Below are 25,388 nucleotides of genomic sequence, written 5' to 3'. Positions count from 1 at the left end.
GATTAATGGAAAACAGATACCACTCTTCACCATCTTCTGAAGCAGGAAATAATAATTCAAACAATATTATTCTCAGCGAGATCATAAAACCATATGTCCGAAAATGGCCTTGGTTTATTATCAGTGCCATATTATCCTTAATAATAGGCTTTATTGCCCTGAAATTTATGACTCCTATATATGAAGTGCAAACAACCATCCTTATAAAAGACTCCAAAGGGGCTTCTCCGGCGACGGGAAGTGATTTGGGAATATTGCCGGACCTGTCAGGTTTTGGAGGGCTGAGAACAAATAGTATTGCCAATGAAATAGAGATTCTTAAATCCAAGAAGCTGATCAGGGAAGTAGTGATTGCAAAAAATCTTCAGGCCAGTATTGTTGCAAAAACCAGAGTAAAAAGTACAGAGCTTTATAAAGAAACCTCTCCTATAGAAGTCAATGTGATCAATGAAAAACCAGATAATCCGAATGGCCTCTTCAAATTAGAGATAAAAGGAGAAAAACTGGTAATTACCTCAGAGAAACTTGCCAAAGAAATTGTAACTACCTATGGGAAAACAATAAACTTACCGGTAGCCAATATCATCATTACAAAAAACAAGAGCTACAATCCGGCTAAGACCAAAGGAATAGATGTTAATAACCTTGACCTGTATATTTCATCCATAGAAGCGAGAACAAACAGTATACAGGGAGCCGTAAATGTAGGCCTGGTTAATAAAGACGCAACATTACTCAGGTTATTGATGATCTATCCGCAGATATCAAAAGCTCAGGATGTCCTGAATGCTTTGGTTGTTGCTTATAATAACGATGCGATTCTTGATAAAAATTCAGAATCCAAAAAAACCCTGGATTTTATAGAGGAAAGAATTAAAAAGCTTTCTGTTGAATTAGGCCAGGTAGAAGACCAGAAAGCCGATTTTAAATCGAAAAATAATCTTACGGATCTCGAAACCGAAGCCAAAATAAGCCTTGAAAGCTCTGCAGCAGCCAGAAACAAGCAGCTCGATATTGATGCCCAGTTGGAATTGACCAATGCACTGATCGGTTTCGTATCAAGACAGGGGCAGTTTCAGGTTTTGCCGGCTAATGTAGGTCTGAATAACCCGGAAGCTATTTCAGGGATCACTGCATACAATCAATTAATCCTTCATAGAAACAGATTACTGGAATCTGCCACCACAGAAAACCCTGCGGTAGTAGATGTTACCAAGCAGATTAACACCATGCGTACATCTATTGTGCAAAACCTGCAAAGAAACAGAGAGGGGCTGGAGCTGGCCAGAAACGAATATTTAGGCGAGCAGAATAAGATCTCAAATAAAGTATCTAAGCTGCCTTCCATTGAAAAAATGTTCAGAGGTATAGAAAGACAGCAGCAGATCAAAGAAAATTTATACTTACTCTTGCTTCAGAAGAGAGAAGAAACGGCAATTGCACAATCCATTACGGCACCTAAAGCCAGGGTGATAGATACGGCATATGCTTCCGGAATACCAGTGTCTCCCAAACCAAGAATGGTACTTCTGGCAGCACTTGTTATAGGGCTTATCATTCCGTTTGCAATCATCTATCTTAAGGAACTATTCAATAATAAGATTGTTACTAAGCATGATCTGGAAAAGCTTGTTCACGCCCCGGTTATTGCTGAATTGCCGAGCCTTGAAAACGGAGATTCTGATATCGTTAAACTCAACGATATTACCCCTATGGCGGAAGCGTTCAGGATCCTTATTACCAATATGAATTTTATGCTTCCTAAAAGCAGCTCCGGTAATAATGCCAAAGACGGAAAGGTTGTTTTTGTAACCTCCACGGTAAAAGGAGAAGGAAAGACCTTTGCATCAGTTAATCTGGCTTTAACACTGGCTACACCAAGCAAAAAAATTCTGATCATAGGTTCAGATATCAGAAACCCTCAGCTACAGCGTTATAATCCTTCCAGAAAAGGCTTGGAAGGTCTTACAGAATACCTTTACTCGGATCAGACCAAATTAGAAGATATCATTCATATATCTTCATTCAATCCTCATTTGGATGTTATTTATTCTGGGATGATTCCTCCTAACCCGGCAGAACTATTGTCTAACGGCCGTTACGAGAAGCTTTTAAGCGAATTAAAACCTAAATATGATTATATAGTTCTGGATACAGCACCGTTGTTGCTGGTAACAGATACATTCCTTATATCAGATCTGGCAGATATTACCCTTTATGTTTCAAGATCGAAATATACTGAAAAAGCATTGCTGGAATTTGCCAATAGCAATATCGATCAGAATAAGATCAAAAATGTAGGATTTGTACTAAATGATGTAAGCAGGGAAAATTTAGGCTATAGCAATAAATATGGCTACGGATACAATAATGCAAGAGAACAAAAATGGTTAGAAAAAATTAAAAATAAACTTACTTAAATGAAATATACAATAGCAGTTATTGGACAAGGATATGTGGGGCTTCCCTTAGCATTAGAATTTGCTAAACACTTTCCGGTATATGGATTTGACATTAATCCGCAGAGGATTGAAGAACTGAACTCAGGAAAAGATCATACACTGGAAGCAGACTTGGATTTATTGTCGAATGTAATTAATGAAGCTAAGCAAAGCAACTTTGCAAAAGGATATAAGGCATCAGCCTCATTGGAGGAGATCAGTAATGCCAATGTTTTTATTGTTACCGTACCTACACCTATTGACAGATTTAACTCACCTGATCTCATCCCTTTGCTGAAAGCAAGTGAAATGCTGGGAAAAGTGATTAAAAAAGGAGATATCATAATATACGAATCTACAGTTTATCCGGGATGTACGGAAGAAGAATGCGTTCCGATTCTGGAGAAGGTTTCAGGATTGGTATTTAATGAAGATTTCTTTGTAGGATATTCACCTGAAAGAATTGTTCCGGGAGATAAAGTAAATACTTTAACGACCATTAAAAAAGTGACTTCAGGATCTACACCTGAAATTGCAGAAGTAGTAGATAACCTGTATAAAACAATTATCACTGCCGGAACCCATAAAGCTTCGAACCTGAAAGTGGCAGAAGCTTCCAAAGCCATTGAAAATGCCCAGAGAGATGTCAACATTTCTTTTGTGAATGAGTTGGCACTCATTTTTGACAGAGTAGGAATAGATACCAATGAAGTACTGGAAGCAGCAGGAACCAAGTTTAATTTCCTGAAATATAAGCCGGGACTGGTTGGAGGACACTGCATTTCAGTAGATCCGTATTACCTGGCCCATAAAGCTACCCAATTAGGATACCATCCACAGGTTATTCTTAGCGGAAGACGTGTGAATGATATGATGGCGCAGTTCATTGCGGGAAAAGTGGTTAAACTGATGATCCAGAAAGGAATGCAGATCAAAGGTGAAAAAGCCCTGATTCTGGGAGTTACTTTCAAAGAAAACTGTCCGGATGTGAGAAATACAAAAGTAGTGGAAATTTACTCTGAGCTGAAACAGTTCGGTTTAGAGGTTAACCTTTATGATCCCTGGGCAAATAAAGAAGAAGTGAATGAAGAATATGGCGTTCAGTTACTTTCCGACTCTCCGGATCTGTCACAATATTCAGTGATCGTGCTGGCTGTTGCCCATGACGAATTTAAAGAATATGATTTCAAAACGCTGAATGACGGGAAAAGAGTGATCTATGATGTGAAGGGGCTTATTGACAAAGAATTTGTAGACGCCAGATTATAATTTATAAGATATGATACCTATAGTAAAACCATATTTGCCTCCTCGTGAAGATCTTATCCCAGAAGTAGAGAAGATTCTGTACAGCGGATATATAGCAGAAGGAGAACCTGTATATGAATTTGAGAGAAAATTTGCAGACTTTCTGGATAATAAGAATGTACTGGCCCTTCATTCGGGGACAGATGCACTTCATATAGCATTATTATTGGCAGGAGTAGGATTTGGGGATGAGGTAATAAGTACCCCTATGACGGCCGAACCTACCAATGTTGCCATTACTATGGTAGGTGGTAAAGTGGTATGGGGTGATGTAGATCCTAATTCAGGGCTGCTGTCACCAGAGTCTGTGAGATCACTTATTACAGAAAAGACCAAAGCCATTCTCCTCGTTCATTATGCAGGAATGGTCTGCGATATGGATGAATTCAACAAAATTTCACAGGAATTTAATATTCCCATTATAGAAGATGCAGCTCATGCTTTAGGAAGCAAATATAACGGACAATACGTGGGGTCAAACTCTCCGTATACTATTTTTTCACTTCAGGCTATAAAGCATATGACCACGGTTGACGGAGGTTTTCTGACCTTTAAAGGATCGGATCAGCTTCCAAGAGCCAAAAAGATGAGATGGTTCGGATTAGATAAAGGGAAAAGCAGGCTGGAGAATGATATTACCGAAACAGGTTACAAATATGCCATGAACAATGTGAATGCTACTATTGGCCTGGTGCAGATGAAGTATCTGGAAGAAGTATTAGGAAAATACATAGGAAACGGTAAATTTTATGATGAAGCTCTAAAAGGTATAGAGGGTATTGAACTGGTAAATTATAATAAAAATACCGAACCTTCATACTGGTTATATACCATGAAGGTAGACCGCAGAGATGATTTTATAGCTTTGATGACCGAGAATGATATTTCAGCATCACCATTACATCATAGAAATGACCTGCACAGTATCTTTGCAGAATCTAAAAGAGAATTGCCGGGAATGGATCACTTTTATGAAAAACTGGTTCACATTCCTTGCGGATGGTGGGTTTCCGATGAAGATCGGGAGAGAATAGCAGATACCATAAAAAAAGGCTGGTAATTATGATTCCTTTATTTAAACCCTATATGCCGGAAGGTATTTCAGACGGGGTCAATGAGATTTTGTATTCCGGGCAGCTGGCTTTCGGAAAATGGGGAAAGCTTTTTGAGCAGAAACTTACAGAATTTATAGGAACAGAATCCCTGCTTATCGTAAATTCATATTCCTCGGCATTAAATATTGCCTTAGATACTTTGAATATTTCAGCAGGAGACGAGATCATTATGTCTCCTATGTGTTGTTTACAGTCTACACAACCCCTTTCTGCAAAAGGCTTAAAAATCATGTGGGCAGATATTGATCCTGAAACCGGTACTTTAGACCCGGAAAGTGTAAAACAGAAAATATCTAAAAATACCAAGGCTATATTTCACAATATGCATCTGGGATATGCGGGCTATATTGATGAGATCAATGAAATTGCCAGGCAGCATGGTATCTTTACCATTGATGATTGTGTAGATGGTATGGGGCAGGAATATAAAGGAAATAAAGTAGGGAATTGTGGCAGTGATGCTACCGTTATTTCTTTTCATGCCGTAAGGCTTCCCAATGCAATGGAGGCTGGAGCTATTGTTTTTAAAGATCCGGAATATGTGGAAAAAGCTAAGATCAAAAGAGACTTGGGATTAGAAAGACCATTATTCAGGGATGCCAAAGGAGAGATCAGCGAAAAGTATGATGTTACCATACAGGGATACGGAGCGACCGCTAATGAGGTAAGCTCATATATAGGCCTGAAGCAGATGGAAATTCTTCCTGAACTCTTCGCAAAACAGAGGGAAAATGCAAGGAAATGGTCAGAGTATCTGAAAAATGAAAATCTGCCATGTACTCCTATAAAAAATGTAGCCGATTCCAATCCTATATATTGGGTATTCGGGATGTTTACGGAGAAAAAAGAAGAGATGATGGATTATTTTCGGGATAAAGGTTTTTGGGCTTCTACAGTGCACCTGAATAATAACAGATACTCTTTATTTGGCGAATATACAGATTTGCCGGGGGTGAATGAATTCTACTCTAAATTCTTAGCCCTTCCTTCGGGATGGTGGGTTAAGCTATAGTTTTTTACTATAATCAAAAAGCATTAATATTAATGGACAATAATCAAATCCACGAAACAGCACAGATCCATCCAAATGTAAAAATAGGAGCATTTAACAGGATCGGGAAAAATGTAGTAATTGAGATACTTGGGAATGATCCGAATGCGAAAATTACCATTGGAGATAATAATATTATCAATGATAATACAAGGATATTTGTACATAGCAAGTTAAGTATCGGAGACTGGAATGTATTTCATAACGATATGCTGATGATGGCTGAAAAAGAAATGGAAATAGGCCATAATTGTTGGTTTGGACAAAATACGATACTGGATGCTACCGGAGGTTTGCATATTGGCAATGGTGTAAGGGTAGGAATGTATTCCCAAATCTGGACACATGTGGCAAGTGGTGAACAGATCGAAGGATGTACACTTTATGCCATGAGAAAGACCGTTATTGAAGATGATGTATGGTTGGTGGGCAGTTGTGTTGTTGGTTCAGGAATTACTTTAGGAAAAAAAAGTACCGCTTTGATCAATTCTGTTCTTACAAAAGATACAGAGCCTGGAAGAGCTTATGCAGGCAGCCCTGCCAAATTAATGGAGAAAGCTAATTTTTATATTGAAAAGACAATCAGTGAAAAATTTGAAATGCTGAATGGCTGGCTTGAAGATTTTGTTAAGCTAAATCCGGCAGTCAGTATAAACAAAAATACTTCCGAAACGGTTTTAGAGGAAGGAAATGATCGCGTTATTTTTACAACAAATGAAAAGGATAATAGTGATAAGGGAGTTTTCTTCTTAACTAATAAAACATTCAACAAATCAAATTCGGCTTTAGAAAGAAAGGTATATAAATATCTTTACAATAATAAAGCCAGGTTTTTACCCAATTAATCTATTTGAAACGGCCAGCCTGTGTAATGATGAAGTATTGACAGAAGAAAGAATTCATTGGAACATATTGGGTAAGTCATCAAAAGCTATATAATGAAACACAATATGTTTAGGAATATTTTGGCCAATTTTTTAGGACGATTCTGGAGCATTGTTTCCAATTTCCTGTTCATACCGCTCTACATTAAGTTTCTGGGCTTTGAGAGCTACTCCATCGTTAGTTTTACACTGGTGATAGCTGGAATAATGGCTATTTTCGATTCCGGACTTACAGCTACCTTATCAAGAGGATTTGCGAGAAATGACCATGACCATGAGTATAAAGTGCGCACCTTTGTAACGCTGGAATCTATTTATCTGATTATTGTAAGTATCATCATCATAGTGGTTGTTCTATTGGCCCCCACCATTGCAAAAGACTGGCTTCATACGTCAGGCAATGACAATATGGCGAAGTTTATTATGATAATCAGCTTTGATTTCGGATTTCAGATGTTGCTTCGTTTTTATATGGGGGGATTACTGGGTTTCGAAAAGCAGGTGGAGGCCAATTTGCTGCAAATGTTTTGGGGAATTATAAGGAATGGAGTCGTCGTACTAATTATTTTGTTTAACCCCAGCCTTTATATTTTCTTTTTGTGGCAGTCTCTATCTACCATCATATTTACATTGCTATTCAGATTTTCTGTTGCAAAAGCCTTATATGGCGGTTACTTTAAAACATTTAACTTCAAAATAGAAAAACCTGTTATTAAGGATGTATGGAAATTTGCTGGAGGAATGCTACTTATTTCGCTTGTAGCAGCGGTCAATACCCAACTGGATAAATTGACGATCAGTAAACTATTGCCAATAGAACAATTGGGATACTATACCCTTGCCGTTTCTTTGGCTACAAGTGTTGCTGTTCTCGTCAATCCGATTGCTACGGCTATATTACCTCGATTCACGGCATTATTTTCTTCCGGTAGTAGATCCGAAGCTTTATCATTATTTAAAATAACCAATCTTTATACCTCTGTCATCATCTCTTGCGTGGTAGGGATGATGGCCGTATTTGCAAAAGAAATCATATGGATATGGACAGGGGACCATACTATTGCAGAAAAAAGTGCGGACGTTTTAATATATATGGTAATAGCTTACTCCATGTTGGCATTTTCCGTATTACCTTATAATATAGCCATTGCCAATGGTTATACCAAAATAAATAATTATCTGGGAATAGCCAGTATTTTCATTGCAATCCCGGGATATTGGATGGTTACTGAACGATGGGGAGTTTACGGTGTGGCAGTGGTTTTTGCAGCTGTACAAATTATTTCAACAATCGTTTATTTGTATTTTATAAATAAAAAGTTCTTACATATAAAGCCTTTTGCAGTGTTTTGTATTAAGGATTTATTGTTGCCATTAATTTTGGCAGGATGTATAACATTTGTTTCACATTACTTCCTTGCCAGGTATTTTTTTGGCAGCAGGATCTTTTCCTTTTTATTACTATCGGTAATAGGATTATTCTCATTGCTGGTCAATTTCCTGATCTTCATTCCGCAGAATGAAAAGATAAATCTGAAAAAGATCGTTTTTAATCATAAACTTTTTAAAAAATGACAGTAGATACTACATTCCCTATATTAAGTATTATTGTTCCTACCAAGAACAGGCATTATTATCTCGAATATCTGGTCAATTATTTTCATGATTTGGATTGCAGGGAAGTGCAGCTCGTGATTCAGGATAATAGTGATGATAATGAAGCTCAGAAAAAATTTTTCAACAGTCTTCAGAACCTAAATGATGACAGAATTATTTATAATTATGTGAAAGAAAGTATTTCGGTAATAGATAATTCAGATCTTGCCCTATCCCAGGCAACAGGGGAGTATGTGACATTCATTGGAGATGATGATATTTTCAGTAAATACATTATAGATCTGGTAAAAGAGATCAGATCGAAAAATATAGATTCAGTATTGCCTCTTAAAGGTTCATATTCTTGGCCGGATATCAAATCCAGACTATACGGGAACAAGCTTTCAGGTAAATTTACACAGACCTCGGTTTCAGGTAAAATTACTGAGATCAAGCCTCGTGAAGAAATGGATAAGCTTCTGAAATGTGGAGGAACGGATATACTAGACCTTCCTAGGGTTTACCATGGAATTGTTAAACTATCAGTACTTAAGGAAATTAAAGAAAGTACAGGATCTTTTTTTCCTGGGCCCAGCCCGGATATGGCTAATGCTGTTGCATTGGGGATCAATGTAAGAAACCATATTCTGATAGATATCCCTTATGTTATTTCCGGACACTCAAAATCCAGTGGTGGTGGAATGGGCGCAAGCGGTAGGCATATTGGGGAAATTTCAAACTTCAAGCATCTTCCGAAAGATACGGCAGATAACTGGTCAAAGGAAGTACCCTTCTATTGGTCCGGCTATACCATCTATGCAGAATCTATGCTGCAGGCACTCAAAAGACTTCGAAAAAAAGACCTGTTAAAAAAAATTAATTATAATTATCTTTATGCGATGTGTCTGGTTTTTGATACCCCCTATAAAGATCGTATCAAATCTACCATTGCAAAAGAAAGTGAAAGCAATCCGGATATATCCGGATTTAAAATTAAGTTGTATTATTTTCAGGCTTGGAAAGACAGGATCATCTTTCATTTAAGAAAGAACTTACGCTATATACTTCCGGAATCCAAAGAAACCGGGGTCTATGAATTATCCGATACTTTTGAAGTCGCAGAACTGAATGATGAACAGATTTTAGAGTTTTACAATAAAAACGGGAAACAATATTTAAATAATAACCTTCCGAAATTCTAATCGTATATTAAGTTGGCAACGCATAAAATAAATATTTTTTTAAGTACCCTCAGCTTTATCCTGTGTATCATAGGATACCAGTTGGTAACAACTATATTTCTGCCTTCATCCTCGGATTTTGAGAATATTTCCAGGGCAATTACCGTGCCTTACCGTGCTTTAGCACTTGCTATCATGTTGGCGGTTATTTATATCAATATCAGAAATATATCAGATTTCAAATCATTACCGTTGGTCGTGCTGATCATTTATTGGCTTGCCCTTATTGTAAGGATATTCTCAGACAACTTTTTGAGGACGGATTATTTCATTGAAGGTACTTCCCAGCTTTGGCTGTACATTTTCGGAATATGTATGGCTGCTTTAGTTTCCACCATCAAAAGTTTTAAATATATCGATTTAAACAAAGCATTTTATGCTGTTTATATATCCGTAATTATCATTCTGACAATAACACTGTTCTCCAATCAGGCCCTCATCAGTAATACAGACAATGAGTACAGAGCCGATGCCAACGTCGCTCTGAATACCATTTCATATGGTAATCTCGGGGTAATGGGAATGTATATGTCACTGTTCATGCTTTTCAAAGAAAAACATAAGCTGTTGTTGAAAATAGGGATTATATTGGTTTTCATATTATCCGTTTACAGTTTATTGCGTTCAGGAAGCCGTGGGCCTATACTTTCCTTTTTAGTGGTGGTTTTTTTCTGGTTTTTTTCAAAGGGAAAGAATATTATGACAGGGATTGGTATTTCAGTTATATTATTATTGGTCATTTACCTTCTGCAGGATCCCATATTGTCATTAATGGGAGATATCTCTCCGGTTATTGAGATCAGGCTGAGAGAAACCATCAGCGGAAGTGGCCCGGATGAAAGAAGCTTATTGCATGAGGAGGCCCTCAAAGTGTTCTATGAACACCCGTTTATAGGCGATCAGTTTGCTATTTTCAATAAGAATGGAGAATATGCCTATGCCCATAATATTATACTGGATTCATTAATTGCCCTGGGAATTGTGGGGGGAATGATGATGGTTTATATACTGTGGTCAGCTTTGAAGTGCTGTTATAAAAATATTCATGATGATCATCCTCACTTCTGGATCAGTCTCATCTTAATTCAGTTAATTTCTTCCAGTATGGTTTCAGGAGCATTTTATCAGGATCAGACCCTTACCATGTTACTGGTTTATCATTTTATTTTATATAAGAAAAGTTTTATCGGATGGAAGTAGCCATAATTACGAATGTGATCACTACCTACCGTGAGGGATTTTACGACAGGCTTTTGAATAAAGAAGGTGTGAAGGTCACTGTTTATTGTCAGGATAACATTCCTGGAGTTAATGTAAAATCCATTCACAAAAAATATGGAGAAAAAGTACATCTGGTAAAATGCATGTCCTTGAAAAACGAGAAACTGGCCTTCCAGTTTTTGCCTGTCGGGAAAATAAAAAAGGCTGATGTTATTTTCCTTGATGGGAATCCTAGAATTTTCTCAAATATATTACTGGGGATTATATTGTCTTTTACCGGAAAAAAAATGGTAATTTGGACGATGGCACATTCCTTTGGGGCAAACAAGTATACAGAATGGCTGAGATTGAAATGGACATCCCTGTTTAAGAATATTTTTGTCTATACGGACAAAGAAGTAAATATGCTTAGGGCCAAAGGATTTTCGAAGCAGAATATACTGGGAATGAATAATGGGCTGGATCAGAAAAAGATTGATGCAGGGATCCAAAACTGGCCACCCGAAAAACTGGATCAGTGGAAAAAAGACAGAGGTCTGGATAACAAAACCCTTGTTCTTTCCATTGCAAGGTTGGTGTCCAAAAATAAATTTGAGCAGATGATTGAGGCTTTACCGGAAATTGCTGCAAAGGTACCGGATATTTGCTGGTGCCTGGTAGGTTCGGGAGAAGAGGAAGGACATTTAAAATCCCTTGCAAAAAAACTGGATGTTGAAAAATATATTTATTTTGCAGGCCAGATCTATGAAGAAGATAAATTGGCACCATTTTTTCTAAACACAAAGCTGTTTATACATCCTGCATCCGTAGGGCTAAGTATCATTCATGCTTTCGGGTACGGATTGCCAATTGTAGTGAACCCGAATGAAGCCATGCATGGCCCGGAATACGGAGCTTTTGTCAATGATGAGACAGGGAAGAATTTTAAAGAGGACGATGCTTCGGATCTGGCGAAAAAGGTGATAGAACTTTTAGATTCCCCGGAAAACCTCAACGAAATGAGCCGGAATGTAAAAAAAATAGCAAGAGAAAGCTATAATGTGGATGTTATGGTGGAAAGATTTTTGAAGATGGCAAAAAGCAGTCTTCATTAGCATAAAAAATAAAACAAAAAACAAATGAATATGATAACCAGATTAAAAACAAAGGTAAATGCTTTCCTGGGAAAGATCACATACCTGAAAAAAAATATATCGATTGACCATCAATGGTTCGGGAATCAGTATGGCGGCTTTTATATAGCATCCGGCAAGCTGAATAAAGACTCTGTGGTATACTCTTTCGGAATAGGAGAAGATATTTCCTTTGATAAGGCCGTTATTGAAAAATTTGGCTGCAAAGTATTTGCTTTTGATCCTACGCCCAAATCGATAAAATGGGTCAAAAACAATACGGATGTCCCTACAGAATTCAATTTTTTCCCTTTTGGGATAGATGACAGAAGCGGAGATGTTGAATTTATGCTGCCTAAAAATGAAAGTTATGTTTCAGGAAGCGCCATCAAACAGAAGAATGTGAATGAGCAAAGAGTGGTAAAAGTTCCCATGAAATGCCTTTCCGATATTGTTCAGGACCTGGGCCATACCTCTGTTGATCTCCTTAAAATGGATATTGAAGGATCGGAATATAAGATCATAGAAAACATTCTTAATACCCCAGTAGAAATAAAACAGCTTTTAATAGAGATCCACGAAAGATTTTTTGAAGATGGAAAAGACAGGACCCGAAAGCTACTCTCCTTATTGGAAGAGCATGGATACAAACTATTCGGAGTATCCGACAGCATGGAAGAACTATCCTTTATTAAAGTGAAATAATTAAAATACCAAGAGAACATTTACAGGTAAAATCTGAAATAAAAAATGAAAATCCTATTTATAGCACCTGTTCCGCCTCCTGTTAACGGGCAAAGCAAAGCTTCAAAAGTTTTGCTGGATGCTCTCATAGACAAGCATGAGGTAGAGATTGTGAACCTGAGTAAATCCAGTCTTAAAAACGGTGCTAACTCCTTCGGAAGGCTTTTTGAGATCATTGGGATTTTAAAAGAGGTGAACAGGAAAAAAAGTAACAACGATATCATTTATATCTCTTTAGCAGAGTCTTTTGCCGGAAATATGAGAGATCTGGCCATATACAACCTTTGCAAAAAAGATCTTCATAAAACATTCATACACATGCTTGGAGGAGCAGGAATGAAAGAAATACTTTCCAATGAAGGCTGGCAAAAGAACATCAATTCAGGATTCATGAAAAAGCTTGCCGGAGTAATAGTAGAAGGACCTGTGAATTATGAAACATTCAAAAAAGCCGTTCCGGAAGAAAAAATACACATAGTTCCCAATTTTGCCGAGGATTTCCTATTTGTCACAGACGAAGAGATAAAAGGGAAATTTGAAAATTTAGAACCGATTCAATTGCTTTATCTGAGTAACTTAATACCCGGGAAGGGATATGATGAACTTGCGGATGCTTATTTGTCGCTTTCACCGGAAGAACAGGCCCAGATAAAGATAAGCTTTGTCGGAGGGTTTGAAAGTGAGGAAAGTGAAAAGAAATTCCTGAAGAAAATAGATGGTAACACAGGATTTAAATATCTGGGGAAATTTATCGATGGTGAGGAAAAACGAAAACTATATTGCCAAAGCCATGTTTTTTGCCTGCCTACCTATTATCCGTTCGAAGGTCAGCCTATAAGCATTTTGGAAGGTTATGCCACTGGGTGTGTGGTTATTACAAGCAATCATAGTGGGATACCCTATATCTTTAAGGATAAGGTAAACGGATTAATGGTTGAGAAAAAATCTGTAACCTCTTTAAACAACGCTTTGAAAGGGCTTATTTCTGAGAAAGAAAACCTTATGAAAATTGCTATTCATAACAGAAATGAAGCTTTAGAAAAATATAGGACCGGTATTTATCAGGACAAGATCTTGAAGCTGTTTTCAGATCAGTATGAGAAAGACCGTTCAACTTCTTGATAATTTATAAAAGAGAAATAGAAATGAAAACCGTTTTTGTCAACCTGCTTTTTTGTTTACTCATAAGTACTTCCTGCAATTCTCAGAAAAATAAAAATGAAAAGAACGAATTGGCGGCAATCCCGAAAGAAAACGTCAAAGTCCTTTATCAGTTGGGAGTTCTGAGCAATGATACCAAAAAGCAGTTCAATACCTATGGATTTGAAGAAATTAATTTCGTTGATGAAAGCTGCTTTTTTTCAAAAGAAAAATTTGTCGTAGATGCAGTGAAGCTGAGACAAAAGATAAAAGAGATTTTTCCGGATGCAGGTAAGGCTGGATATGCCTATATCAATCTGGAGTCACCTTATATAGAGATGATAAGGGACAAAGAAGCGGGAGACCCGGAGTTTAAAAAAGCTTTAGCCTACTTCATACAGATCGTCAGGATCTGCAAAGAAGAAAGGCCTATGATAAAGTGGGGGTTTTATGCCGTTCCGTTCACTACTTTTTGGGAAATATATACAGGATATTTTAGGAAAAATGACAAAATATCAGCTTTGTTAAAAGAAGTGGATGTTTTTTATCCTTCCATGTATATGTTTTATGACGAGGATGTAGATATGATCAAAAGCATAGGTAATGATAATTATCTTGAAAAGAATACAGAAAATGCGATCTCTCTTTCAATAAAATATAAGAAGCCTGTTTTCCCTTTTATTTTGCACAGGTACCATCCCAGTAATGCCAAAGTGGGATGGAAGCAGATGGATGACCTTAAATGGAAGAATTATATTTCGGGGATCAGCTCAGCAGAAGTCAATAAAAAGCATGTGGATGGGATAGTTTGGTGGGGTGCCGATGATTTTTTTTACGGAAGAACAGATGCCCCTAATATAACCAATGAATATAAAGGAGGTAAAAAAGAATATATAGAATTTAACAGCAGAAAGCTGTCAAAAAAAGCTACCCAGATCATTCAGAACTGGAATAAGAAATAATTAAAGAACATATTAAAAATAGCATTTGTATATTTGCAAAATTATATGAACACAACAGAAAGACCATACCAGATTTGTACTAAAACAATTATGGATACTACGGATCCTAATATTGTTTTTAATGAAAAAGGTGAAAGTGATTACTATACCAATTTTAAAGAAAATATAGAACCTAACTGGCATACAGATGAAAGAGGCTACGACGAGCTGATGAAAATTGCCGACAGGATCAAAAAAACATCAAAAAATAAAGATTTTGACTGCATCATTGGGTTAAGCGGTGGACTTGACAGTTCCTATGCAGCCTATGTAGCTAAGGAGATCATGGGGATCAGACCTTTGATCTTTCATGTAGATGCAGGATGGAATACGGATAAAGCAGTAGGAAACATCGAAAAGCTTATCAATGGTTTAGATTTGGATCTGTATACAGAAGTGATCAACTGGGAAGAAATGAAAGACCTTCAGGTTGCATTTTTGAAATCTCAGATCTCGGATCAGGATTTGCCACAGGATTATGCCTTCTTCTCCGCCCTGTACAAATTTGCCAGAAAGCACAAGATCAACTATGTACTTACAGGCGGAAATTTTTCCACAGAATGCTGTAGAGAACCGGAAGAATGGGGTGGTTTCCCGGGTATCGACGTTACATTGGTTAAAGATATCCATAAAAAATTTGGGAAGAAAGAGCTGAAAACCTTCCCGTTGGTAGACATATTATCCTATAAAATCTATTACAAATATATTTACGGGATGGAGGTTTTTAAACCATTGAACCTTGTACCTTATGTAAAAAAAGATGCAGAAAACCTTTTGATGGAGAAATTTGGATGGGAACCCTTCCAGCATAAGCATCACGAATCCAGGTTTACCAGATTCTATGAAGATTACTGGTTGCCAAGGAAATTTGGTTATCAGAAAAGAAAAGCACACTTCTCATCATTGGTCTTAACAGGACAGATGACCCGCGAAGAAGCATTGGACAGGGTTTCAAGACCGGAGCTGTCCGAAGAATTCCTTCAGAAAGAGTTTGAGTATGTGGCCAATAAACTGGATCTTACAACAGAAGAATTACAGCAGATCTTTGAAGGGGAAAACAAAACCTACAAAGACTATAAAAATAAAATGGGTATCATTAAGCTTGGAGCCCAGGCGATGCAGAAGTTAGGATTGGAAAAGAGATTATTCAGATGATAACAATTATAGATTACGGGGTAGGGAATATCAATGCCTTTGTGAATGTTTACAAAAGAGTAGATGTTCCCGTAAAAATAGCCAGAGCAAAAGAAGACCTGGAAGATGCACAAAAGCTGATCCTTCCCGGTGTCGGGCATTTTGATCACGCAATGACCCAGCTGAATAACTCAGGAATGAGAGATAAACTGGACGATCTGGTATTGGATAAAAAAATACCCGTTATCGGTATTTGTGTGGGAATGCAGATGATGGCTAATAATAGCGATGAAGGAAAGCTTCACGGGTTGAAGTGGATAGATGCCACCGTGAAGAAATTTGATGAAGCAAAAATCAATCAGGTAACAAGACTTCCCCATATGGGATGGAATGATGTGAAGCCGGTGAAAGACATTGAACTGTTCAAAGGGCTGGAAAATGATTCCATTTTCTATTTCCTTCATACCTATTACTTCCATTGCAATAATGCTGAAGATATAATGGCTGTAACGGAATATGGCGGGGAGTTTGCTTCTGCTGCCCATCATGAAAATAAGTATGGAATACAGTTCCACCCGGAAAAAAGTCACCATTATGGTGAGATCTTATTACACAATTTTGCAAAACTTTAAGAGTCAATGTTAAGGCCAAGAATTATACCCAGTCTTTTGATCCAGGATAACGGACTTGTAAAAACAGTCAACTTCAAAAATCCCAAATATGTGGGAGACCCCATCAATGCTGTAAAGATCTTTAATGAAAAAGAAGTGGACGAGCTTGCCATTTTCGATATTGATGCTACTGCAAAAGGTCTGGAACCGAATTACAGCCTGATAGAAAGAATTGCCAACCAATCCAGAATGCCCCTTTGTTATGGAGGAGGTGTTAAAACCGTAGAACAGGCCCAAAGGATCTTTGGCTTGGGTATCGAAAAAATAGCCCTTTCTTCCGCGGTGCTTCAAAATCCGGGTCTTATTACCCAGATTGCGGAAAGAGTAGGCTCTCAAAGTGTGATTGTGGTTTTAGATATAAAAAAGAAAATGTTTGGCGGATATGACGTATATACCCATAACGGAAAAAAATCTACCGGGATCAATCCATTCAAATTTGTAGAAGAAGCCCAAAAGCTGGGAGCCGGTGAGATTATCATCAATTCCATAGACCAGGACGGGGTGATGAAAGGATTTGATATGGGGCTGATCGATAAAATAAGAGAAAGAATATCCCTTCCGCTTACCGTTTTAGGCGGAGCCGGTTCTTTAAATGATATTAAACAGGTGATCGATAAACATGGAATAATAGGAGTGGCCGCAGGAAGCCTGTTTGTTTTTAAAGGCGTATATAAAGCCGTATTAATCAATTATCCTAACAAGGATGAGAAAAAAGAATTATTTTAAACTATGCAGATAAAAAATAAAACACTCTTAATTACAGGAGGTACAGGGTCCTTTGGGACGGCAGTATTAAGAAAGTTTATCAATACAGACCATTTTAAGGAGATCCGTATTTTTTCCCGTGACGAAAAAAAGCAGGACGATATGAGAAACCAGTTTAAAAATGATAAACTGAAATTTTATATCGGAGACGTAAGAGATTACAACAGCATCGAACCTGCCATGAGAGGAGTGGATTTTGTTTTTCATGCTGCGGCACTGAAACAAGTTCCTTCCTGTGAATTTTTTCCGATGCAGGCTGTGAAAACAAACGTGGAGGGTACGCAGAATGTTATTGATGCTGCGGCCAGAAACCATGTGAAAAAAGTGATCTGCTTAAGTACCGATAAAGCGGCATATCCCATCAATGCTATGGGAATTTCCAAGGCTATGATGGAAAAAGTAGCCGTAGCCGCGTCCAGAAATGTGGAAAATACAGTGGTTTGCCTTACAAGATACGGGAATGTAATGGCTTCCAGAGGATCCGTGATTCCTTTATTTGTTAAGCAGATCAAAAATGGAGATCCCATTACCATCACAGATCCGAATATGACCCGTTTTTTAATGTCATTGGAGGAAGCTGTAGATCTGGTATTGTTTGCATTTGAACATGGAAATCCGGGAGATTTGTTTGTAAATAAGGCGCCGGCAGGTACTATAGGCGATCTGGCACAGGCTTTAAAAGAGATGCTTAAGGCTGATAATCCTGTGAAAGTGATAGGAACACGCCACGGAGAAAAACTATATGAAACCCTGTGTACCCGTGAAGAAATGCTGAAAGCGGAAGATATGGGTGACTTCTACAGGATACCTGCAGACAACAGAGATCTGAATTATGCACAATATTTTTCCGAAGGAGTGGAAGATATATCCAAAATAGAAGACTACCATTCCCATAACACTCAGCAGCAGGATGTAGAAGGCATGAAAAAACTTTTATTAAAGCTTCCTCTGATAAGAAAAGAAGTTTTAGGAGAAGATGTAATGCAATACCCGGATTAATGAAAGAGCCTAAGCTTATCCCCGGAAAATTATTTTCAGATAGCAGAGGAAAAGTTATTTTCAATAACGATTTCGATGCTTCTGAGGCCAAAAGGATATACTTTATCGAGAATATCGATACAGATTTTATACGGGGCTGGCAGGGGCATAAGATTGAGCAGAGATGGTATATGGCTACCGAAGGAGCATTTAATATTAATTTAATTGAAATCGATAATTGGGAAAAGCCGGGGCAGGACTGTAAAAGGTTGAATTTTGAGATTAATGCTCAAAACTTTGATGTACTGCACATTCCTCCGGGATATATAAGTTCCATCCAGGCTATTGAAGATAATTCTAAACTCATGGTCATGTCAGATTACCGGCTTCATGAAATAGATGATGAATATAAATTTCCAATAGATTATTTTGTAATTTAATTATGATTGCAATTGGCATTACAGGGAATAATGGTTTCATAGGTTCGCACCTTACCAATACCTTAAGATTACAGCCCGAACGCTATACAATAATAAACTTTGAAAAGCATTTTTTTGATGACAAAGAATTGCTGGACAACTTTGTAGGACAGTGTGATGCTATTGTTCATCTGGCTGCTTTAAACAGACATGACGATCCGGAGGTGATTTATACCAAAAATATAGAACTTGTCAATATTCTTGCAGACTCTTTGGAAAGAACAAATTCAAAGGCACATGTTATCTTTTCATCCTCATCCCAGGAAGAAAGAGATAATTTATATGGAAAATCAAAAAAACAGGGCCGCGAAATTTTAGCAGACCGTACCCTTAAAAATGGCGGAAAATTTACAGGGCTTGTTATTCCTAATGTTTTCGGGCCTTTCGGGAAACCCAATTATAATTCCTTTATTGCTACTTTTTGTCACAAACTTACTCATGGAGAAACTCCCGTAATTGACAATGACGGAGAGATAAAACTTATTTATGTATCAGAGCTTGCCCGGGAAATTATTGCCCGGATTGAGGAAAAAGAAACCAAAGAACTCTATCATGTACCTTATACATCCGTAAAAAAGGTTTCAGAGATCCTGGAAAAACTTAAGAATTACAAAGACGCTTATTTTGAGAAAGGAGAGATTCCTGAAATTAAAGATACTTTTGAACTTAATTTATTCAATACTTTCAGAAGCTACTTTGATCTTAAAACTCATTATCCGGTAAAGCTTAATGAATGTAAAGATGAAAGAGGGGCCTTTGTAGAGATCATAAGATTAGGAGTTGGAGGACAGTGCTCATTTTCAACCACCGTTTCCGGGATCACGAGAGGAAACCATTTTCATACAAGAAAAATAGAAAGATTTACGGTGATCAAAGGAAAAGCATTGATACAACTGAGAAAAATAGATACGGCCGAGGTATTGGATTTTTATCTGGATGGTAATGAGCCAGCCTATGTAGATATGCCGATTTGGTATACCCATAATATCAAAAATATAGGACAAGAAGACTTATATACCATTTTCTGGATTAATGAACCCTTTAATCCGGATGATGCAGACACCTACTTCGTAAAAGTCTGATGTAATATGGAAAAAACTACCCATATAAAAACGTTGGCTCCTGCCAGTCCGGAAACCTTTTTTTTGGTTCTTGCGTTATTCGGGTATATTATTTCCTATTTTGATCCCTTTTCCTCAGAACGGTTGTCCCACACGATGAATATCCTGATCAGAGGAACTGTTTTTTTTTCAGCCCTATATTTTCTGGTAAAAAATATCGATTTGGTGAAAAAAAGGAAATGGATGATCATCACTTTCCTTTTATTTTATGGACTTTATCTATTAAAAGCTGAATATACCTTCAGGAATTACACTTTCCTTCCGGATACCCTTGAAAAACTGAAAAAGACATTTTATTATTACAGTCTGGTCATCATTCCGGTTCCTGTAATAAGCATGATAAGCCTGGATTATGGAAAAGTAAACTTCGAACTTTTTTACAAATATGTCTTTTGGTTTCTTACCATTATTTTAGGGCTTAATTTTTTGTACTCCATGTTCTTTATGGAATTTTTGAAAAGCGGCGGCGGCGCATTCCGGGCTTACTATATATTGGTAGGGCATTATGGGCTAAGCCTTGTAGTAATGTGTGTGTACAGTTTTTTCATCCTTAAAAAATGGAACATTTCACACGGGATTGCGCTCTTTCTAGGCTTATTTCCTATCTGTATTTCAGCAGCCCGCAGCCCGCTTTTAGCATTTCTTGCCATAGCGTTGTTGCTGATTATTCTTAAAAATAATAGAAAATATTGGATCGCTTTCTGCCTTTTGGTCATTATGACTGTTCTTCTGTTGTTCATCGCCTATACCTACGGTATTGGTCAGGATATGATATTTTTAAAAAGGATTAATGCTGCGCTTTTCGAAGGCAATGCCTCAGGAAGGTCTTATTTTTTTGATAAAGGTCTGGATGAGTTTTTTGCAAATCCGGTGTTGGGAGGAAGAATTTTATTCGAAAGCGGGATGTATTCTCATAATATGTTCATTGATATCCTTATGGCAACAGGATTAGTGGGAATGCTTCTTTTTATCGCTTATTTCCAATTCGTTATCAGAAGTTTTGTAAAAATTGCCAGGAATATTTATAAATATAAAGAAGCAGGTATTTTAACTTTGTTTTTTTTACAGTACTTCGTTTTGGTGCAAACTTCAGGAAATATTTATTTATCTTTTGAATTTTGGTATTTTAGCGGAGCATTAATAGGTTTAGGTTATATAAAATATAATAATGAAAAAATTAAAAGTAATGACAGTCGTGGGAACACGGCCGGAGATCATTAGATTATCAAGAGTATTATCTGCTTTGGATGCTTCCGAAGCGGTAGAGCATATCATTGTACATACAGGACAGAATTATGATTATGAGCTTAACCAGATCTTTTTTGAAGATTTAGGTCTGCGTAAGCCGGATCATTTTCTGGAAGCAGCCGGAAAAACGGCTACAGAAACTGTTGGAAATATATTAATAAAAATAGACCCTCTTTTGGAAGAATTAAAACCGGATGCCTTTTTGGTTTTAGGAGATACGAATTCCTGCTTATGTGCAATTCCTGCCAAGAAAAAACAAATTCCTATTTTCCATATGGAGGCCGGAAACAGATGCTTCGATCAGCGTGTTCCCGAAGAAACCAACAGGAAAATTGTAGACCATGTGGCAGATGTGAACTTAACCTATTCAAGCATTGCCCGCGAATACCTGCTGAGAGAAGGCCTTCCTGCCGACAGGATCATTAAAACCGGTTCTCCGATGTTTGAAGTGCTGACTCATTACTTACCTCAGATCGAAAGTTCAGACGTATTACAAAGGTTGAATCTGGAAGAAGGAAAATATTTTGTAGTTTCTTCCCACAGAGAAGAAAATATTAACTCTGAGAAGAACTTTAGAGGATTGATAGACAGCCTTAATGCCATTGCTGAGAAATTCGGATACCCGATCATTGTTTCCACTCACCCTAGAACAAGGAATATGATCGATAAAATGAAGGTGGAAGTAAGGCCGGAGATCCAGTTCCTTAAACCCCTTGGTTTTCATGACTATAATGCCTTACAGATGAGAAGCTATGCAGTTTTGTCCGATTCAGGGACTATTTCTGAAGAATCTTCTATTCTTAATTTCAGGGCGCTTAATATCAGGGAAGCTCACGAAAGACCGGAATCTATGGAAGAAGCTTCCGTAATGATGGTAGGTCTGTCACCTGAAAGAATTTTACAGGGTCTGGTTCAGCTTCAGCAGCAGAAAACGGGAAAAGAAGAACGAAATTACAGGCCGGTAGCAGATTATTCAATGCCCAATGTTTCCGAAAAAATGGTAAGGATCATCCTGAGTTATACGGATTATATTAACAGAGTAGTTTGGAGTAAGAAGTAATGAAAATACTCATTGTAACTCAATATTTTTATCCTGAAAATTTCAAGAGCAATGATATGGCCTTTGAACTTAAAAAAAGAGGCCATGAGGTTACTGTTTTAACAGGGATTCCCAATTATCCCGAAGGAAAAATATATGAAGGCTACAGTTTTTCCAAAAACAGGAACCAGGTCATTGAAGGAGTTGAAATTATAAGAGCCCTTCTCCTGCCCAGAGGTAAGGGTGGGGGAGTAAGACTTTTCCTTAACTATTTCAGTTGGGCCTTTTTTGCTTCATTAAAAGCACGGACTTTATCTGTACGTAAAAAATTTGATGCGGTGATCGTTCATGAACCGTCTCCGATTACCCAGTTCTATCCGGCTTTGGCCGTAAAGAAAATACATAAAACCCCGATTTATTTCTGGGTCATGGATCTGTGGCCGGAAAGCCTTGAAATTGCAGGCGGAGTAAAGAATAAATTCGTTTTGAATTTTTTCACTAAAATGGTTCAGAAATTTTATAAAGAATCTGAAAAAATTCTTATTACCTCAAAAGGTTTTAGAAAATCAATTGTAGAAAAAGGAGATTTTGATCATAAAATTGAATATTTTCCTAATTGGGCAGAAGACACGATCTCATCGGGTGACCTGAACTTTCCTGTCCCGGAACTCCCGGAAGGTTTTAAAGTGATGTTTGCAGGAAATATAGGTGAGGCACAGGATATGGAAAGCATTATGGAGGCAGCTTTGAAACTTAAATCCAATAAAGATATCCAATTCATTCTGGTGGGTGACGGAAGAAAAATGTCTTATGTTCAGAACTTCATTAAAGAGAATAATCTCGAAGACACCGTATATACCGTAGGACGATTCCCGGTAGAGGCAATGGCATCCTTCTTTAATGTGGCTGATATATTATTGGTAAGTCTCAAAGACGATCCCATCTTCAACCTTACCGTACCCGCAAAAGTTCAGGCCTATATGAGCTCCGGCAAGCCTATCATGGCTATGCTAAATGGTGAAGGGGCCGAAAATATAAAAGAAGCAAAATGCGGGTTTGCAGTTCCTGCGGGCAATAGTGAAAAACTGGCTCAGGAAATAGAGAATGCCTTCTTTAAAAGCATGGAAGAACTGGAAACTATGGGGATGAATGGGAAAAAATTCTATGAAAAACACTATAAAATGGAGGAATGCATCTCCAATCTTGAAAAAATAATTGCTCAAAAATGAATATTGTAATTACCGGGGCTTCAGGATTTGTAGGAAGCAATCTTTCCGGGCATCTGAAAAGTGAGGGGCATCATATAGAAAGCCTTTCCTTAAGAAAAAACTGGGAATTAAATAGAAAGGCAGATGCAGTTATTCATCTTGCAGGTAAAGCTCACGATACAGCGAATACTTCGGCTGAAGAAGAATATTTTGCGGTGAATACAGATCTGACCAAAAAATTATTTGATGAATTCCTGGATTCCGAAACTGAAGATTTTATATACTTTAGCAGTGTAAAAGCTGCTGCGGATTCCGTGGAGGGAGTTTTGGATGAAGAACATTCATCTGATCCTCAGACCCCTTATGGGAAATCGAAGTTGCTGGCAGAACAATATTTGCTGTCAAAACCCCTTCCTGGTGGTAAAAGGCTTTTCATTATCCGTCCCTGTATGATCCATGGGCCGGGAAACAAAGGAAACCTGAACCTTCTCTATAAAGTGGTGGAAAAAGGTCTTCCCTGGCCTCTTGCCTCATTCGAGAACAAACGTTCGTTTTTAAGTATAGATAATCTTAATTTTTTAATATCGGAGATCCTTAAAAATAAAGATATTCGATCCGGAATTTATAATTTTGCGGATGATGAATTTATTTCTACCAATGAGCTGATTAAAATAATCGGGGAAGCTTCCGGTAAAAAAAGTAAATTGTGGAAAATATCTTCCGGGTTGATCACTTTTGCAGCCAGAACAGGAGATAAGATTAAATTGCCTTTGAATTCGGAAAGATTAAAAAAACTCACGGAAAGCTATATGGTTTCTAATAAAAAGATCAAAAACGGATTGGGTATACAAAAACTTCCTATATCAGCAAAAGAAGGATTAATGAAAACTATTAAAAGCTTTCAGTCTAGATAATGGAATATATAGCGGTAATAATTATTTTATTCATTTCAATAGTATTGTATTTCAGGGTTGCCGATAAATATAATATTATTGATAGGCCCAATCACAGAAGTGCTCATACCCAGATCACCTTAAGGGGTGGGGGAATTATTTTTCCCATCGCATTTATTGTTTTCTGCTTATTTCATGTTAGGGATGCGGTGGACCATTACTGGCCTTTTGGATTGGGTCTGCTGGCTATTTGTGCCATTAGTTTTATAGATGATATCAGAAACCTGTCTAATAAGATAAGGCTGTCTGTTCATTTTGTATCGGTAATCCTGTTACTGTACTTTACGGATGCTTTTAATCTGATGCCTTTTTGGGTATGGCCTGTTATGTTTGTACTGATCATCGGAACGCTCAATGCATATAACTTTATGGATGGCATTAATGGGATGACCGGGCTGTACAGTCTGGTTACGCTCTCTTCATTATTATATATCAATAAAGAAGTAATAATGTTTACTGATGAAGCCTTCATCATTTATCCTCTTCTGGCCTGCCTGGTATTTTTGTTTTTTAATTTCAGAAAGAAAGCAAAATGTTTTGCAGGAGATGTAGGAAGCATGGGAATTGCTTTTTGGGTAATAGCCCTTATTACTTTATTAATTATGAAAACCCAGGATTACAAATATATTTTATTATTATCTATTTATGGTATGGAAGTGGTCCTTACAATCATTGAAAGAATAATACTCCGGGAAAATATTTTTGAGGCTCATAGAAGACACTTGTATCAGCTTTTTGCCAATGAGAAGAAAGTTTCACATCTGGTAATAAGTTTTATGTACGCCTTCTTCCAGTCCATTATCAATATTTTTCTGATCTGTTCAGAACTTCCGCTCTGGATGCTTATATTGATTATCTTTATCCCTGCCGGAGGAGTCTATCTGGGATTAAAATGGAGCTTAAAAAAACAGTATGGCCTGTAACTATAATATCTGAGA

General features: G+C 37.4%; 23 protein-coding genes. All 23 read left to right on the top strand.

Features of this window, described 5'->3' with window-relative positions; translation table 11 throughout:
* The first annotated feature begins 5 nt into the window (after positions 1–5).
* Positions 6–2,420, top strand: a complete 2,415-nt coding sequence (locus HNP38_RS07260) for a GumC family protein (protein ID WP_184186784.1) — start codon at positions 6–8, stop codon at positions 2,418–2,420.
* On the top strand, positions 2,421–3,710 hold the full coding sequence (locus HNP38_RS07255) for a nucleotide sugar dehydrogenase (RefSeq protein WP_184186781.1): 1,290 nt from the start codon (positions 2,421–2,423) through the stop codon (positions 3,708–3,710).
* A gap of 10 nt (positions 3,711–3,720) precedes the next feature.
* Positions 3,721–4,809 carry a DegT/DnrJ/EryC1/StrS family aminotransferase gene (locus HNP38_RS07250; RefSeq protein ID WP_184186763.1) on the top strand — a complete coding sequence of 363 codons (1,089 nt, stop codon included), beginning with the start codon at positions 3,721–3,723 and terminating at the stop codon, positions 4,807–4,809.
* 2 nt (positions 4,810–4,811) lie between these two features.
* The gene (locus tag HNP38_RS07245) at positions 4,812–5,876 is read left to right on the top strand and encodes a DegT/DnrJ/EryC1/StrS family aminotransferase (protein ID WP_184186759.1); all 1,065 of its coding nucleotides are present in this window, start codon (positions 4,812–4,814) and stop codon (positions 5,874–5,876) included.
* A gap of 32 nt (positions 5,877–5,908) precedes the next feature.
* Positions 5,909–6,760, top strand: a complete 852-nt coding sequence (locus HNP38_RS07240) for a hypothetical protein (protein WP_184186756.1) — start codon at positions 5,909–5,911, stop codon at positions 6,758–6,760.
* A 93-nt stretch (positions 6,761–6,853) separates the two neighbouring features.
* Positions 6,854–8,374, top strand: coding sequence for a lipopolysaccharide biosynthesis protein (locus HNP38_RS07235; protein ID WP_184186753.1), 1,521 nt, complete (start codon positions 6,854–6,856; stop codon positions 8,372–8,374).
* Positions 8,371–9,597 (top strand): glycosyltransferase, encoded by a 1,227-nt coding sequence (locus HNP38_RS07230; protein WP_184186750.1) that lies wholly within the window; start codon positions 8,371–8,373, stop codon positions 9,595–9,597. The genes HNP38_RS07235 and HNP38_RS07230 overlap by 4 nt, the downstream gene beginning before the upstream one ends.
* Positions 9,598–9,609: 12 nt before the next feature.
* Positions 9,610–10,836, top strand: coding sequence for an O-antigen ligase family protein (locus HNP38_RS07225; RefSeq protein WP_184186747.1), 1,227 nt, complete (start codon positions 9,610–9,612; stop codon positions 10,834–10,836).
* Positions 10,827–11,951 carry a glycosyltransferase family 4 protein gene (locus tag HNP38_RS07220; RefSeq protein WP_184186744.1) on the top strand — a complete coding sequence of 375 codons (1,125 nt, stop codon included), beginning with the start codon at positions 10,827–10,829 and terminating at the stop codon, positions 11,949–11,951. Before HNP38_RS07225 ends, HNP38_RS07220 begins: the two co-directional genes overlap by 10 nt.
* 30 nt (positions 11,952–11,981) lie before the next feature.
* Positions 11,982–12,674, top strand: a complete 693-nt coding sequence (locus tag HNP38_RS07215) for an FkbM family methyltransferase (protein WP_184186741.1) — start codon at positions 11,982–11,984, stop codon at positions 12,672–12,674.
* Positions 12,675–12,719: 45 nt separating this feature from the next.
* A complete protein-coding gene (locus HNP38_RS07210; RefSeq protein ID WP_184186738.1) occupies positions 12,720–13,835 on the top strand; it encodes a glycosyltransferase family 4 protein in 1,116 nt (371 codons plus the stop codon).
* A 23-nt stretch (positions 13,836–13,858) separates the two neighbouring features.
* Positions 13,859–14,815: a hypothetical protein gene (locus tag HNP38_RS07205; protein WP_184186735.1), complete on the top strand. Its 957-nt coding sequence runs from the start codon at positions 13,859–13,861 to the stop codon at positions 14,813–14,815.
* A 45-nt stretch (positions 14,816–14,860) separates the two neighbouring features.
* Positions 14,861–16,009, top strand: a complete 1,149-nt coding sequence (locus HNP38_RS07200) for an N-acetyl sugar amidotransferase (RefSeq protein WP_184186732.1) — start codon at positions 14,861–14,863, stop codon at positions 16,007–16,009.
* Positions 16,006–16,620: an imidazole glycerol phosphate synthase subunit HisH gene (gene hisH, locus HNP38_RS07195; RefSeq protein ID WP_184186717.1), complete on the top strand. Its 615-nt coding sequence runs from the start codon at positions 16,006–16,008 to the stop codon at positions 16,618–16,620. Before HNP38_RS07200 ends, hisH begins: the two co-directional genes overlap by 4 nt.
* 6 nt (positions 16,621–16,626) lie before the next feature.
* Positions 16,627–17,385 carry an AglZ/HisF2 family acetamidino modification protein gene (locus tag HNP38_RS07190; protein WP_184186714.1) on the top strand — a complete coding sequence of 253 codons (759 nt, stop codon included), beginning with the start codon at positions 16,627–16,629 and terminating at the stop codon, positions 17,383–17,385.
* A gap of 3 nt (positions 17,386–17,388) precedes the next feature.
* Entirely contained in the window at positions 17,389–18,423 is a 1,035-nt protein-coding gene (locus HNP38_RS07185) for a polysaccharide biosynthesis protein (RefSeq protein WP_184186711.1), read from the top strand.
* Positions 18,423–18,842, top strand: a complete 420-nt coding sequence (locus HNP38_RS07180; RefSeq protein WP_184186708.1) for a WxcM-like domain-containing protein — start codon at positions 18,423–18,425, stop codon at positions 18,840–18,842. Before HNP38_RS07185 ends, HNP38_RS07180 begins: the two co-directional genes overlap by 1 nt.
* 2 nt (positions 18,843–18,844) lie before the next feature.
* Positions 18,845–19,963, top strand: coding sequence for an NAD-dependent epimerase/dehydratase family protein (locus HNP38_RS07175; RefSeq protein ID WP_184186704.1), 1,119 nt, complete (start codon positions 18,845–18,847; stop codon positions 19,961–19,963).
* 6 nt (positions 19,964–19,969) lie between these two features.
* Positions 19,970–21,223 (top strand): O-antigen ligase family protein, encoded by a 1,254-nt coding sequence (locus HNP38_RS07170; protein WP_184186701.1) that lies wholly within the window; start codon positions 19,970–19,972, stop codon positions 21,221–21,223.
* Complete coding sequence (wecB, locus tag HNP38_RS07165; RefSeq protein ID WP_184186698.1) at positions 21,171–22,310, top strand: non-hydrolyzing UDP-N-acetylglucosamine 2-epimerase; 1,140 nt, start codon at positions 21,171–21,173, stop codon at positions 22,308–22,310. Before HNP38_RS07170 ends, wecB begins: the two co-directional genes overlap by 53 nt.
* The gene (locus HNP38_RS07160; RefSeq protein ID WP_184186693.1) at positions 22,310–23,518 is read left to right on the top strand and encodes a glycosyltransferase family 4 protein; all 1,209 of its coding nucleotides are present in this window, start codon (positions 22,310–22,312) and stop codon (positions 23,516–23,518) included. Before wecB ends, HNP38_RS07160 begins: the two co-directional genes overlap by 1 nt.
* Positions 23,515–24,411 (top strand): NAD-dependent epimerase/dehydratase family protein, encoded by an 897-nt coding sequence (locus HNP38_RS07155; protein WP_184186690.1) that lies wholly within the window; start codon positions 23,515–23,517, stop codon positions 24,409–24,411. The genes HNP38_RS07160 and HNP38_RS07155 overlap by 4 nt, the downstream gene beginning before the upstream one ends.
* Complete coding sequence (locus HNP38_RS07150; protein ID WP_184186687.1) at positions 24,411–25,373, top strand: MraY family glycosyltransferase; 963 nt, start codon at positions 24,411–24,413, stop codon at positions 25,371–25,373. The genes HNP38_RS07155 and HNP38_RS07150 overlap by 1 nt, the downstream gene beginning before the upstream one ends.
* The last annotated feature ends 15 nt before the right edge of the window (positions 25,374–25,388 follow it).

The organism is Chryseobacterium defluvii (assembly GCF_014204415.1).
In the GTDB taxonomy this organism is placed as follows: Bacteria; Bacteroidota; Bacteroidia; order Flavobacteriales; family Weeksellaceae; genus Chryseobacterium; species Chryseobacterium defluvii_A.
Note: the sequence above shows the minus strand (reverse complement) of the source record. Positions and strands in the feature narration are given on the sequence as shown.